We start from the raw sequence: 13846 nt of genomic DNA, 5'->3' as shown, positions 1-13846 counted from the left end.
GGGGATCCGGAGCTGATCACCGTGAAGGGGTGGCGGCTGCTCACCGAGGCGGACGTGGTGGTCGCCGACCGTCTCGTGCCCGGGCTGCTCCTCGACGAGCTGCGCCCCGACGTCGAGCTGGTGGACGCCTCCAAGATCCCCTACGGCCCGTCCCGGGCCCAGGAGGAGATCAACCGGATCCTGGTCGACCGGGCCCTGGCCGGAAAGGCCGTGGTCCGGCTGAAGGGCGGCGACCCGTACGTCTTCGGCCGCGGCGGCGAGGAGCTGCTGGCCTGCGCCAAGGCGGGCGTGCCGGTGACGGTGGTGCCGGGGGTGACCAGCGCGATCGCCGTGCCGGCGGTGGCCGGCGTCCCGGTCACCCACCGGGCGGTGGCGCACGAGTTCACCGTGGTCTCCGGGCACGTCGCGCCGGATTCGCCGGCCTCGCTGGTCCGCTGGGAGTCCCTCGCCGGGCTGCGCGGCACCCTGGTGATCCTGATGGGCCTCAAGAACCTGGCCGCCATCAGCGCGACGCTTGTCGCGCACGGCCGCCCGGCGGAGACCCCGGCCGCGGTGGTGCAGGAGGGGACCACCGGCGGTCAGCGGCTGCTGCGGTCGACGCTCGGCGCGGTGGCACAGGACGTCGTCGCCGCCGGACTGCGGCCGCCGGCCGTGGTGGTCGTCGGCGACGTGGTCGACGCCCTGACGTCCGGCTGATCCGCTACCCGCCGGCGGGTGCCCGCCGCCGCCCGCCGCCCGTCCCCGGACCGGTTGGCTCACGCCCTTTGCTCTGCTGCAGCCCACGCAACACGCAGGTGCCCTCAGTGTTGCCTCCGCTGCAGCAGAGCAAAGGCGGCGCCGCGGTCACTGTGGCCCGTCGGGGCGCGACGGACAGCACGACGGCGGCGGACCGGGGTCCGCCGCCGTCGTCACCGTCCGGTCACTGCTTGAGCATGTTGTCCAGCAGCAGGGCGCAGCGGATCAGGCCGAGGTGGCTGTACGCCTGCGGGTGGTTGCCCAGGCCACGCTCGGCGAGCGGGTCGTACTGCTCGGGGAGCAGCCCGGTCGGGCCCGCGGTGTCGACCATCAGGGTGAACAGCTCTTCCGCGTCGGTGCGCCGACCGGTGCGCAGGTACGCCTCGATCAGCCACGCCGTGCAGATGTGGAAGCCGCCCTCCCGGCCGGGCAGGCCGTCGTCCCAGTGGTACCGGTAGACGACCGGCCCGCTGCGCAGGTCCGCCTCGATCTTCAGCACGGTCGACAGGAAGCGCGGGTCGTCGCCGGGGAGCAGCCCGGACAGGCCGATCCAGAGCGACGAGGCGTCCATCTCGTCGTGCCCGTACGCGACGCTGTACGCCTCGGCCTCGTCGTGCCAGCCGTACTCCAGCACGTTCGAGCCGATCCGGTCGCGCAGCTCCACCCACTCCGGCCGGTCCTCGTGACCGTGCTGCCGCACCACGTGCAGCGCCCGGTCGACGGTCATCCAGCACATCACCTTGGAGAAGATGTGGTGCCGTGGCGGGAGGCGGGCCTCCCAGATGCCGTGGTCGGGCTCGTGCCAGCGGCGGCGGACCGCCTCGACCATGTTCTCCAGCACCCGCCACTCGTCGTCGCGGACCGAGCCCCGGGCGTCGGCCACCGCGGCGATCAGGTCGGCGACCGGGCCGAAGACGTCGAGCTGGAGCTGGTGGTTGGCCAGGTTGCCGACCCGGACCGGCCGGGAGCCGGCGTACCCGGGCAGGGTGTCGATGACCGCCTCGGCACCCAGCTCGTACCCGTCGACGGTGTAGAGCGGGTGCAGCCGCTCGGGGTGCCCGCCGGTGCGCTCGATCACACCGTCGATCCAGCGCAGCAGCCCCTCGGCCTCCTCGGTCGAGCCGAGGTCGACCAGCGCCCGGGCGGTCAACGCCGCGTCCCGCAGCCAGCAGTAGCGGTAGTCCCAGTTGCGGACCCCGCCCAGTTCCTCGGGCAGCGACGTGGTCGCCGCGGCCAGGATCGAACCGGTCGCCTCGTGGCAGAGCCCGCGGAGGGTGAGCGCGCTGCGGGCGACCAGGTCCCGAGCGGTGCCGGGCAGCCGCAGCCCGGCCACCCAGTCCTTCCAGGGCTGCTCCGCGGCGGCCTGCCGCTCATGGATCGGCACCCGGTGGTGCTCCAGGCTGTGCGTGCCGAAGCGCAGCTCCAGCACCACCTGGCCCCCGGTGGCGGAGAGGTCCACCATCGCCTTCGCGCTCTCGTTCACGCCGTCGCTGGTGACCTCCCACTCCACGCCCGGGGCGTAGAGCGCGACGGGCTCGTTCGAGCCGAGCACGAGCAGGCCGTCGTCGATCGGCTGCAACTGCACCGCCACCTGCCCGAACTCGGGCCGGGGAGCGAAGTCGATCCGGGCCCGGCCGGTGCCGGTGAGCACCCGGACCAGCGTCGAGTCGCCGGTGACGATCGCCGGGCCGTCCGGGGTGGTCTCCGTCGCCGGCAGGTCCAGCCAGTCGGTCACCGTCAGCCCGGACCAGCGGGTCTCCACCGTCATGGTGCCGCTGCGGTAGCGCTGCCCGAGCGGGATGCCGCCGCGCTGCGGGGCGATGCTGAAGTGCCCGGCCGGGCTGCCGCCGACCAGGTCGGCGAAGATCGCCGCCGAGTCCGGCTTGGGGTGGCAGAGCCAGCTCACCTTGGCGTCGGGGGTGAGCAGCGCGACCGTCCGGCCGTTGGCCAGCATCGAGTGCCGCTCGATCGGAACCGCCCGCTCACCGAAGAGCCAGTGCCGCCGGGTCTCCAGCAGCAGGCCCAGCGCCCGGGCCGCCTCGATGGGCTCCGCGACCCGGTAGTCGGCGCGGGTGTCACCCGGGCCGATCTTGATGCCGACGTCCGGCCCGTGCAGGTTGCCGAAGGCGTTCTCGTCGGTGACGTCGTCGCCGATGAACAGCACCGCGCTCGCCGAGAGTTGGGTGCGGAGCTGGTCGACCGCGGTGCCCTTGTGGGTGGCCACCACCGACAGCTCGATGACGTCCTTGCCCTGGGTCACCGTCACCTCGTCCCAGGTGGCGGGGCCGCTGCGGACCGCCTCGATGGCGGCGGCGGCGATCTGCGGGTCGACCCCGCGGGTGTGCACCGCGACGCTGGCGGGCTTGCGCTCCAGCCGCACGCCGGGGTGGTCCGCGGCGACCTGGCGCAGCGCGTCGCGCAGCCGGGTGCGTACGGCGATCAGCTCGGGGGAGAGCCGCTCGACGAAGCCGATGTCGAACTCGGAGCCGTGGCTGCCGATCAGGTGCACCTCGCTGGGCAGCCGGGAGAGCGCGGCGAGGTCGCGCAGCGCGCGGCCGGAGACCACCGCGACGGTGGTCTGCGGCAGCGAGGCCAGCGCGCGGACCGCGGCCACCGACTCCGGCAGCGGTACGGCCTTGGTCGGGTCCTCGACGATCGGCGCCAGGGTGCCGTCGTAGTCGCAGGCGATCAGGAGCTGGGGGACCCGGGCGATCCGGCCGATGGCGGCGCGCAGCTCGGGATCCATCACACCGCCGTGCGGGGTGGCGGGTGCGGGGGCGTTCACGCGGCCTCCGTATCGGGCACGCCGAGTTCGGTCAGGAAGGATTTGGCCCAGTGCCCCACGTCGTGGGTGCGCAGGTGGCGTTGCATCACCCGGATCCGGCGTCGGGCCTCGGGTTTCTCGACGTGCACGGCGCGCAGCAGCGCGTCCTTGACCGCGTCGGGGTCGTGCGGGTTGCAGAGGAAGGCCTGGCGCAGCTCGGTGGCGGCGCCGGCGAATTCACTGAGCACGAGCGCGCCGCCCTGGTCGGCGCGCGATGCGACGTACTCCTTGGCCACCAGATTCATTCCGTCTCGCAGCGGGGTCACCATCATCACGTCTGCCGCGACGTACATCGCGGCCAGTTCGGAGCGACTGTACGACTGATGCAAATAGTGCACCGCCGGCACCCCGACCCGTCCGAATTCGCCATTAATCCGACCAACTTCGCGTTCCACCTTGACGCGAAGTGCCTGGTAGTGCTCCACCCGCTCCCGGCTCGGGGTGGCGACCTGCACCATAACCGCGTCCGGGACTGTCAACTTTCCGTCAGCCAGGAGTTCACGGAAGGCCTTCAGCCGGAGCTCGATGCCCTTGGTGTAGTCGAGCCGGTCGACCCCCAGGATGATCGTCTTCGGGTTGCCCAGCTCCTCGCGGATCTGCTTGGCCCGGGCCTGGATCGCCGGATCCTCGGCCAGCCGCTCCATCTCCCGGGTGTCGATGGAGATCGGGAAGGCGCCGGCCTTCACCTGCCGGCCGTCGACCTGGATCATCTGCCCTTCGTAGCGCAGGCCGAGCAGGTGACGGGCCAGCCGGACGAAGTTCTGCGCGGCCAGCCGCTGCTGGAAGCCGACCAGGTCGGCGCCGAGCAGGCCGCGCAGGATCTCGGTCCGGAACGGCATCTGCATGAACAGCTCGATCGGCGGGAACGGGATGTGCAGGAAGAAGCCGATCTTCAGGTCCGGCCGCAGCTCGCGGAGCATCGCCGGGACCAGTTGCAGCTGGTAGTCCTGCACCCAGACCGTCGCGCCCTCGGCCGCCACGTCCGCCGCGGCCTCCGCGAACCGGGCGTTGACCAGCCGGTACGCCTCGCGCCACCGGCGCTTGTAGGCGGGGGTCTCCACCGCGTCGTGGTAGAGCGGCCAGATTGTCGCGTTGGACTGGCCCTCGTAGTAGCGCTCCAACTCCTCGGCGCTCAGCGGCACCGGGTGCAGCCGGATCCCCTCCAGGTCGAACGGCTCGGGCGCGGCGCCGGTGCCGCCGGCCCAGCCGACCCAGGTGCCCTGGTGTTCGGCGAGCACGGGGTGCAGCGCGGTGACCAGCCCACCCGGACTTCGTCGCCACTGCCGTCCCTCGGGTGTGCTCACCTCGTCGACCGGCAGTCGGTTCGCCACTACGACAAAGGAGCTACGGACGGTCACGATCGGCCACCTCCGGGTGCTGACGGGTCCACCGCGATGAGCGTACTGAGCGTAGCTGCGGCCTCTGATGCCCCGTGCCGGAGTTCCCTACCCGTCCCACGCGGGCTCAACCCGGTCCGTGATCTTGTCGACATCGGCTGGACCGGACGGGGCACGGCGTACTCCCCTGGCGGGGTGATGTGGGCGAACTGGGCCGTACCTGTCAGGATTGACGTCGGCGTGCGCGCGGCCGGCCCCCGGCCGGCGGCGGCGGGCGGAGGTCGCAGCCCGCGCCCGCGCCGCCCATCAGCCGACAGCAACCGACGGAGGTAGCCCGCACCGTGGCCCAGTTCATCTACGTCCTGGAAAAGGCGCGCAAGGCGCACGGCGACAAGGTCGTGCTCGACAACGTGACGCTGAACTTCCTGCCGGGGGCCAAGATCGGTGTGGTCGGTCCGAACGGCGCCGGTAAGTCCAGCCTTCTCAAGATCATGGCAGGCTCGGACCAGCCGAGCAACGGCGAGGCCCGGCTCATGCCCGGCTACACCGTCGGCATGCTCGCCCAGGAGCCGCCGCTCAACGACACCAAGACCGTCCTCGGCAACATCGAGGAGGCGGTCGCGGAGACCAAGGCCAAGCTGGAGCGGTTCAACTCCATCGCCGAGCAGATGGCCACCGACTACTCCGACGAGCTGATGGAGGAGATGGGCAAGCTCCAGGAGGAGCTGGACCACGCCGACGCCTGGGACATCGACTCCAAGCTCGAGCTGGCCATGGACGCCCTGCGCTGCCCGCCGCCGGACGCCGACGTCACCCAGCTCTCCGGTGGTGAGCGCCGCCGGGTCGCGCTCTGCAAGCTGCTGCTGGAGGCGCCCGACCTGCTGCTGCTCGACGAGCCCACCAACCACCTGGACGCGGAGAGCGTCTCCTGGCTGGAGCAGCACCTGGCCAAGTACGCCGGCACCGTCATGGCGATCACCCACGACCGGTACTTCCTCGACAACGTGGCCAACTGGATCCTCGAGCTGGACCGCGGCCGCACCTACCCGTACGAGGGCAACTACTCCACCTACCTGGAGAAGAAGGCGGCCCGGCTGTCGGTCGAGGGCCGCCGCGACGCCAAGATGAAGAAGCGGCTCACCGAGGAGCTGGAGTGGGTCCGCTCCAACGCCAAGGCCCGCCAGACCAAGTCCAAGGCCCGGCTCGACCGGTACGAGGAGATGGCCACCGAGGCGGAGAAGACCCGCAAGCTGGACTTCGAGGAGATCCAGATCCCGCCGGGTCCGCGGCTGGGCAGCACGGTCATCGAGGCGCGCGACCTGACCAAGGCCTTCGGCGACCGGGTGCTGATCGACGACCTCAGCTTCTCGCTGCCCCGCAACGGAATCGTCGGCGTGATCGGTCCGAACGGCGTCGGCAAGACGACCCTGTTCAAGACCATCGTCGGGCTGGAGCAGCCCACCGACGGCACGGTCCGGGTCGGCGACACCGTCTCGCTGTCGTACGTCGACCAGAGCCGGGCCGGCCTGGCCGGTGACAAGACGGTCTGGGAGACGGTCTCCGACGGGCTGGACCACCTCATGGTGGGCAAGGTCGAGATGCCGTCGCGGGCGTACATCGCCGCGTTCGGGTTCAAGGGGCCGGACCAGCAGAAGCCGACCAAGGTGCTCTCCGGCGGCGAGCGCAACCGGCTCAACCTGGCGCTGACCCTGAAGATCGGCGGCAACGTCATCCTGCTCGACGAGCCGACCAACGACCTGGACGTGGAGACCCTCTCCAGCCTGGAGAACGCGCTGCTGGAGTTCCCCGGCTGCGCCGTGGTCATCTCCCACGACCGGATGTTCCTGGACCGGGTCGCCACGCACATCCTGGCCTGGGAGGGCGACGACCAGAACCCGGCCAAGTGGTTCTGGTTCGAGGGCAACTTCGACGCGTACGAGAAGAACAAGATCGACCGGCTCGGCGCCGAGGCCGCTCGTCCGCACCGGGTGACCTACCGCAAGCTCACCCGTGACTGACCGGTTCGTCTACCACTGCGCGCTGCGGTGGTCCGACCTCGACGCGTACGGCCACGTCAACAACTCGCGCTTCCTCACGCTGTACGAGGAGGCGCGGGTGGCGTTGATGTTCGCCGGCGGCCGGGCGTGGGGCGTGGGCTCGTTCGCCGACGGGGTGGTCATCCGTCGGCACGAGGTCGACTACCTGCGCCCGGTCGACTACGCGCTCGGCCGGGCCACCGCGGAGGCGGCCCCGAGCGTGCGGATCGAGCTGTGGATCTCCGAGATCCGGGCCGCCTCGTTCACCGTCGCCTACGAGCTGTACGACGGCGACGTGCTGGCCAGCCGGGCCCGCTCGGTGCTCGTCCCGTTCGACCTGGCCGCGCAGCGGCCCCGGCGGATCAGCCCGGAGGAGCGGGCCTTCCTGCTCCGCTACGCGCCCGCGGCGGGAGCCGCATGACGGGGCCGGTCGAGACCGGCGGGCACGGGCTGGAGGGCGTGGCCGACGCGGGCGCCTTCCTGGCCCGGCTGGTCCGGCTGGACCCGGCCACCATGGTCCGGCTCCGCCCGGTGCCCGGCACGGGTCGGACCGCCCTCTGGGCCCGGCTGCCGTGGGGTGTGCTCGTGGTCCGCACCGTCGGCGGGGTCGCCCCCGGCGACGTCACCGTCGCGGCGGCCGAGCTGCTGGCCGAGCTGGAGGCCGGCGGCGGGGCGCTGCCGCGCCGCCGGGACGACCAGTGGCGGTGGCCGCTGCCCCCGGCGGCCAGCCGGCCGGTGGAGGCGCTGCCGGCCGAGGAGCTGCGCCGGATCGCCACGGCGGCGGCCGGGGCCCTGCGCGAGGCGGCCACCCACGGCGTGGGTGGCCGCGCGGTCGGTCAGCGGGCGCTGCGGGACGCCCTGCTCGACCACGTCGCGGTGGTGGTCACCCCCGACGACTCCCCGGGCACCCAGGTCGAGGTGCCGCAGCGGTTGGTGCAGGGGCTGGTCCGGATGGGCTTCCTCGGCCCGGGCGACGTGCAGGTACGCCTCGCAGGCCGTTGGGTCGGACTGGTCGGACCGTACGGAGCGGCATGGTCGCCGAAGGTTGCCGGGCTCAGCTTGACGCCGAGAGCCGCTCATCCGAACGGATGACCCGGGGTCATTCTTCCGGGCTGGGGCGGCCGTTGGGGGGATGCCTCAACCCGGCTGTCCGGGTACCGTCCATCCTCGGATCCAACGCACCGTAGGCGACTGGATCCGCTGGGGAGTGAGGTGCGCGAGCGATGCCGTGGTGGTCATGGCGCCCAGGTCCCGCCGGTGGCGGCGATCCGGAAACTCGAAGCGGGATCACAGTGGATGACACCGTCCGGGTCGGACCACCGGCCCCCCGACAGCCGGGGGACGACGCCCCGGCCGCCGAACGACCGGCGGTCGCGGAGATGCCGGCGACGATCGCCCCGGTCACCCTCAAGAGGGTCTGCGACGCGCTCGACCTGCTCGACGTGCGTTACCTGGCCGACGGCGACGGCAACCTGCTGGCCATGTGGGAACGGCACGCGGTGCTGGTGACCCTGGAGGGGCCGGAGGACGAGATCCTGGTGATGCGGGCCCGTCCACACGCGACCGTGCCGCCGGACTGGGCGGACCGGGCCTACCGGGTGGTCAACGAGTGGAACCACACCCGCCGGTTCTGCAAGGCGTACATCGGCGACCCGACCGAGCGCGGTCAGCTGCCGATCTACGCCGAGCTGCAGGTGCCGCTCGGCGCCGGGACGCACGACGCGCTGCTGGTCGAGATGCTCGACTGCGGCGCGGCGGTCGCCACCACCTTCGTGGACTGGCTGCACGACGAGGGCGCCCTGCTCTGACCGCGCCGGCCGGGGCCACCGGCCCCGGCCGTGCCGCGCGGTCGTCCGCCGTCAGGCCTCGCCGGCCGGGTCCTCGGGCACGTTGACCATGAAGTACGCGGCCCGCTCCAGGTAGTCCCAGAGCGCACCCGCCATCTCCGGCGGCAGGTCCAGCCGGTCGACGGCGCGCCGCATGTGGTGCAGCCAGGCGTCCCGCTCCGCCGCGCCGATCCGGAACGGCGCGTGCCGCATCCGCAGCCGCGGGTGGCCGCGCTGCGCCGAGTACGTGTTCGGGCCGCCCCAGTACTGCATCAGGAAGAGGGCGAACCGGTCGGCGGCGGGGCCGAGGTCCTCCTCCGGGTACATCGGCCGCAGCAGGGGGTCGGTCGCGACGCCGGCGTAGAACTCGTCCACCAGCTTGCGGAAGGTGGGTTCGCCGCCGACCGCCTCGAAGAGGGTCATCGAGGTGCCGGGCCGGTCGGATTCGCCTGCGGAAGTCACCGTTCCATCCTGCCAGGTGCCGTGGCGGGACGGCGGGGCCCGTCGCCCGGCGGGCGGGTGGCTCAGGTCACCGGGAGGCTGCGCCGACCCCGCTCGCCCGGCCGTCGCCGACCGTCCCGGTCGCCTGCGCCGGCGTCGGTGGCCGCCGCGCATGCGGGACCGTCCCGGGGACGTCCGGCCGGCCGGCGGCCTCGACGGCGGCGTCCACCGCCTCCCGGCTCGGCCACGCCAGCGCCGCCGCGAGCATCAGCACCACGCCGGCGGCGCTCCACGTGCCCACCACCGCCGGGATGGGGAACCGCTCGGCGAGCAACCCGGTGGTCAGCACCGCGACGCCCTGGATGATCTGGATCCCGCTGGCCATCACCCCGAAGGCCCGGGCGCGGTAGCCGTCGGGCAGGGCCCGCACGAAGAGCCCGTTGGCCACCGGCAGCAGGCCGGCGACGGCGAAGCCGCAGGCGGCGGCGAGGACCGCCACCACCGCCGGTGGCGGGTCGAGCAGCGCCGGGACCAGTGCCGCCGGGGCGAGGACCGCCAGCGGCCGCATCAGCGTGAGCCGGCGGGCGGGGGAGAAGGCCCGGCCGACCAGCAGCCCGCCGAGGATGAAGCCCACCGGGTTGGCGGCCATGATGACGGCCTGCGCGACGCCCGTGTCGAGTTCGCCGCCGGCCCGGTCGGCGGCCCAGGCCGCGGCGAGGCCCTCCGGCACGATGGAGAAGAGCATCGCGCTGAACACCAGTACGGCGATGGCCCGCAGTACCGGTCGGCCGAAGACGATCTGGAAGCCCTGCGCGGTCTCCCGGAGCAGGTGGCTGCGGTGCGCGGCGGTCATCGCGGGCGGCCGGTCCCGGAGGCCGAACCGGACCAGGAGGGCCGAGGCGCCGAAGGTGGCCGCGTTGATCAGCAGCGCGGCGGTCGGATTGACCGTGGCGATAGCCGCGCCGAGCAGGTACCCGACCACCTGGGCGGCCTGACCGGTGCTGGCGTTGATCGAGAGGCCCACCACCACACGGTCGCCGGTGAGGATCAGCGGCATGAGGGCGGACCGGGCGGCCTGACTCGGCGGGTTGGCCAGGGTGGTCCCGAAGAGCAGAGCGAGGATCAGCCACGGCGGGTTGCCGGGAATGGCCACCAGCACCATCAACGCCATCCGGACCAGGTCGCAGGTCACCATGACCTGCCGGTAGCGGTGCCGTTCGGCGAGCGTGGCGAGCAGCGGACCGCCGACCAGCCAGGGCAGGTAGCTCACCGCGAAGGCGGCGGCGGAGAGCGCCACCGACTGGGTCTCCCGGTAGACCAGGACGGTGACCGCGGCCTTGGCGATGTAGTCGCCGATCCAGGACAGCGCGCTGGCCGTGAACACGGCCCGGTATTCGACCTGGGCGAACACTTCACGGAAGGTGGCTGGGCCCTCCCGGGCGGGTCGCTCGTCGGACACCGTCGCCTCCATCGTTCCCCAAGATTGGCCACTCATGATGACCTGCCCGGGAACCGTCGTCAGATCTACGGATCAGCGAGGACACGAGCACGCCCCCTTGGGAGCGTGTTGCACCGGATTCTGCCCGATCGTCTGACAACTGGCTAGGGTGAACGGATTGATCGTCGCATCTCCGACTGAACGAACGGACGATACCCGAGGGGCCGCGCGGTCCGCGACCCCCGGATCGTCCGGACCGTCGGGAGGGCCCGGTCGGCCTCAGGTCGGGCCGCCCCTACCGGTCTCTCCCCGGCCCGTCTCCCCCCGATCCGGCACCGCGGCCGGCATGGCCGGGTAGAGCCGGGCGGCGGCGATCCGGGCGGTGATGCCGGAGTTCTCCAGCGCCTCGGCGAGCCGGCGGCGCAACTCCCGGCCGACCGCGAACTGCCCGTCCGCGGTCGTCTTGACCACGGTGCGGATCACCGCGCCGTCCACCGTCATCTGCTCGACGCCGAGCACCTCGGGCTCCTCCACGATCTCCGGCGACAGTTCGGGGTCCATCGCCATCGAGGCGGCCGCCGTCCGCAGCACCGCGGTCGCCTGCTCCGTGCCGGCGAAGCCGATCGGCAGGTCGACCACGACCAGCGCCCAGCCCTGGCTCTTGTTGCCGACCCGGACGATCTCGCCGTTGCGGATGTACCAGAGCACCCCCCGCCCGTCCCGCACGGTGGTGACCCGCAAGCCGACCGCCTCCACCACCCCGGTCGCCTCGCCCAGGTCGACGGTGTCACCGACGCCGTACTGGTCCTCGATCAGCATGAACAGGCCGGCGATCAGGTCCTTGACCAGGCTCTGCGCGCCGAAGCCGAGCGCCACGCCGGCGATGCCCGCGCTGGCCAGCAGGGGCGCCAGGTCGAAGCTGAACTCCTTGAGCACCATCAGCAGCGCGATGCCGAAGATGAAGGCGGTGACCAAACTGCGCAGCACCGAGCCGATCGCCTCGGCCCGCTGCCGCCGCCGCTCCGGCACGAACTGCTCGGGTTCGAGGGTGGCGCTAGGGATCCGCTCCCGCAGCGGCCGGAGCATGGTGGGCATGGCGCCCTCGGTGGTCGTCCGCACCAGCCGGTTGATTGTGCGGTGCACTGCCCAGCGGGCGACGACGGCGAGCAGCAGGATCAGAATGATCCGGATCGGCTTCAAGACGATCCAGTAGCTGCCCTCGGCGAACCACACCGAATCGGTGACCCTCCAGACGGTCTCGCAGAGCCCCTCCTGCAGGCACTCCGGGCTCGGCGTCGCGCCGGGGCTGGGCAGGATGGGCTCGGCGGGGAACATCAGGCTGGCAGCGCTCACCCTGTCTTCGTACCGCAAGCCTCCTGTGCGGCGGCTGCCGACCCTCCGGACGGTGACCTCGGACGGCGGCGGACCGCGGCGGCGATCAACCCGGGCGGAACCGGTCATCTTGGCACGGGTCACGGAAGGTTCCGTGTGGGTACCCGGGATTAGTACGTGCAATCCGGGTTCCGATCAGGGACTATTGGCGCAACGGACGTCGGTGATCCGGCCGGCGCCGGTGCGGCTCCCCGCTGCCCGCGGGGCGGGCACCGGCGCGACAGCGGCGGGAGCAGCTGGACCGGGAGGGTGAGCACGATGCCTGACATACGACCCACGGCGGGCTCCGGCGCGTTGGTCCTCAACGCCACCTACGAGCCGCTGTGTGTCGTGTCGGTGCGTCGAGCCGCGATCCTCGTGCTGTCGGCCAAGGCCGTTTGTGTCGCCGACGGCGACGGCGTCCTGCACAGCGCCCGCAACGCGCTCCCGGTGCCCTCGGTAGTCCGGCTGACCCGCTTCGTCCGGGTGCCCTACCGGACCCACGTCGGGCTCTCCCGCCGGGCGATCTTCGCCCGGGACGGCTGGCGGTGCGCCTACTGCCGAGGGCCGGCGGAGACCATCGACCACGTCTTCCCGCGCAGCCGGGGCGGCCGGCACGCCTGGGAGAACGTGGTCGCCGCCTGCGCCCGCTGCAACCACACCAAGGGCGACAAGACCCCGGCCGAGCTGGGCTGGCGGCTGCACAGCCTGCCGGCCGCCCCGAGGGGGACGGCCTGGCGGGTGCTCGGCCACCGGGCACCCGACCCGCGCTGGGCGGACTGGCTCGACCTGCGCGAGCCGGAGGCGGCGGCCTGACGCCGGTCACGGGCCGCGCGCCTTGACCAGCGACGCGTAGACCACCAGGTTGTCGGCGTACCCGGTCTCGCCGCCCACCCAGCGGCCGCCGCAGGTGATCAGGCGCAGGTTGGGGCGGCTGAAGTCGCCGAAGACCTCGTCCACCGGCAGCCGGTCCTTGCCGTACCGCTGCACCGCGGTGACCTCGAAGACGGCCACCGATCGGTCCGCCCGGGTCACCTCGACCCGGTCGCCGTCGTCCAGGCTCTTCAGGCCGTGGAAGACCGCCGGCCCGGTGGTGGTGTCGACGTGCCCGACGATCACCGCCGGGCCGTACTGCCCGGGGGTCGGCCCCTGGTCGTACCAGCCGGCCTCGCCGGACCGCCCGACATCCGGTACGGCGATGCTGCCGTCGGGGGCGATGCCGACCGGGTGCACCGGCGCCCGCAGGTCGAGCTTCTGGATCGCGATGTCGGTCGGCGGGCTGCCCGGCAGCACCGGGAAGTCCTTCGGCGGCGGTCGCAGCCCGGCGAAGAGCCGCTCGGGCAGCACACTGACACCGGTCACCCGCTCGACGCCGAGCATCGCCACGATCAGCACCATCAGGGTGCCGATCACCAACACCGGGGCCCCGGGCCCGTTCCGGGCGGCGTACCGCCAGCGGCCGGCCCCGCCGGGCCGGGTCGGCAACGGACGGCCCTCCGGGTCGGCGGTGGTCACGCTCGCCGTGGAGGCGTGGCCAGCCAAGCGGGCGAACCGGCGGGACGCTCGGAGCACCAGCCGCAGCCCACTCCCGAATCCGCCGCCGGCCCGACAGCGGTCCGGGCCGCGTCGGGTCCGGCCGTCGCCGCCGTGCGGCGTGGTGCGGCCGTCCCCGGGTTTCGGCATGGTGCCGCCGCCTCGGCTCCGCGTGGTGCGGCCCTCGCCTGGGATTCGCGTGGTGCGCCCGTCGCCCTGGATCCGGGTGGTGCGGGCAGCGGCTGGGATCCGCGTGGTGCGCCCGTCGCCCTGGATCCGGGTGGTGCGGGCAGCGGCTGGGATCC

General features: G+C 72.8%; 12 protein-coding genes. 6 read left to right on the top strand and 6 right to left on the bottom strand.

What is annotated here, in order from left to right; all coding sequences use genetic code 11:
• On the top strand, positions 1–696 hold a 696-nt coding region (cobA, locus tag DKT69_RS07900), incomplete at its 5' end, for a uroporphyrinogen-III C-methyltransferase (RefSeq protein ID WP_109800916.1).
• A 223-nt stretch (positions 697–919) separates the two neighbouring features.
• Here cobA and otsB read toward each other — a convergent pair.
• On the bottom strand, positions 920–3481 hold the full coding sequence (gene otsB / locus DKT69_RS07895; RefSeq protein ID WP_109800922.1) for a trehalose-phosphatase: 2562 nt from the start codon (positions 3479–3481) through the stop codon (positions 920–922).
• Positions 3482–3516: 35 nt separating this feature from the next.
• Entirely contained in the window at positions 3517–4917 is a 1401-nt protein-coding gene (locus DKT69_RS07890; protein WP_109800915.1) for an alpha,alpha-trehalose-phosphate synthase (UDP-forming), read from the bottom strand.
• Between the two features lie 320 nt (positions 4918–5237).
• Between DKT69_RS07890 and ettA the strand changes: the two genes are divergently transcribed.
• The 4 genes from ettA to DKT69_RS07870 all read left to right on the top strand — a co-directional run bounded on the left by ettA (position 5238) and on the right by DKT69_RS07870 (position 8740).
• On the top strand, positions 5238–6914 hold the full coding sequence (gene ettA / locus DKT69_RS07885; protein ID WP_109800914.1) for an energy-dependent translational throttle protein EttA: 1677 nt from the start codon (positions 5238–5240) through the stop codon (positions 6912–6914).
• A complete protein-coding gene (locus DKT69_RS07880; RefSeq protein ID WP_109800913.1) occupies positions 6907–7353 on the top strand; it encodes an acyl-CoA thioesterase in 447 nt (148 codons plus the stop codon). The genes ettA and DKT69_RS07880 overlap by 8 nt, the downstream gene beginning before the upstream one ends.
• Positions 7350–8024, top strand: coding sequence for a DUF8185 domain-containing protein (locus tag DKT69_RS07875; RefSeq protein WP_109800912.1), 675 nt, complete (start codon positions 7350–7352; stop codon positions 8022–8024). Before DKT69_RS07880 ends, DKT69_RS07875 begins: the two co-directional genes overlap by 4 nt.
• 131 nt (positions 8025–8155) lie before the next feature.
• Entirely contained in the window at positions 8156–8740 is a 585-nt protein-coding gene (locus tag DKT69_RS07870; RefSeq protein ID WP_109800911.1) for a type III secretion system chaperone family protein, read from the top strand.
• 51 nt (positions 8741–8791) lie between these two features.
• On the opposite strand, the gene DKT69_RS07865 is transcribed toward DKT69_RS07870, so the two are convergent.
• The 3 genes from DKT69_RS07865 to DKT69_RS07855 form a co-directional block, all read right to left on the bottom strand.
• Positions 8792–9181, bottom strand: a complete 390-nt coding sequence (locus tag DKT69_RS07865; protein ID WP_109800921.1) for a globin — start codon at positions 9179–9181, stop codon at positions 8792–8794.
• A 106-nt stretch (positions 9182–9287) separates the two neighbouring features.
• Positions 9288–10670: an MFS transporter gene (locus DKT69_RS07860; protein WP_109800910.1), complete on the bottom strand. Its 1383-nt coding sequence runs from the start codon at positions 10668–10670 to the stop codon at positions 9288–9290.
• A 246-nt stretch (positions 10671–10916) separates the two neighbouring features.
• Positions 10917–11972 (bottom strand): mechanosensitive ion channel family protein, encoded by a 1056-nt coding sequence (locus tag DKT69_RS07855; protein ID WP_109800909.1) that lies wholly within the window; start codon positions 11970–11972, stop codon positions 10917–10919.
• 315 nt (positions 11973–12287) lie between these two features.
• Here DKT69_RS07855 and DKT69_RS07850 point away from each other — a divergent pair, with 315 nt between their 5' ends.
• Positions 12288–12824, top strand: coding sequence for an HNH endonuclease (locus tag DKT69_RS07850; protein WP_109800920.1), 537 nt, complete (start codon positions 12288–12290; stop codon positions 12822–12824).
• A gap of 6 nt (positions 12825–12830) precedes the next feature.
• Here DKT69_RS07850 and DKT69_RS07845 read toward each other — a convergent pair whose 3' ends face one another.
• On the bottom strand, positions 12831–13691 hold the full coding sequence (locus DKT69_RS07845) for a class F sortase (protein WP_109800919.1): 861 nt from the start codon (positions 13689–13691) through the stop codon (positions 12831–12833).
• Positions 13692–13846: the final 155 nt, after the last annotated feature.

The organism is Micromonospora sicca (assembly GCF_003172935.1).
GTDB lineage: Bacteria > Actinomycetota > Actinomycetes > Mycobacteriales > Micromonosporaceae > Micromonospora > Micromonospora sicca.
This window is presented reverse-complemented; position numbering and strand designations above follow the sequence as displayed.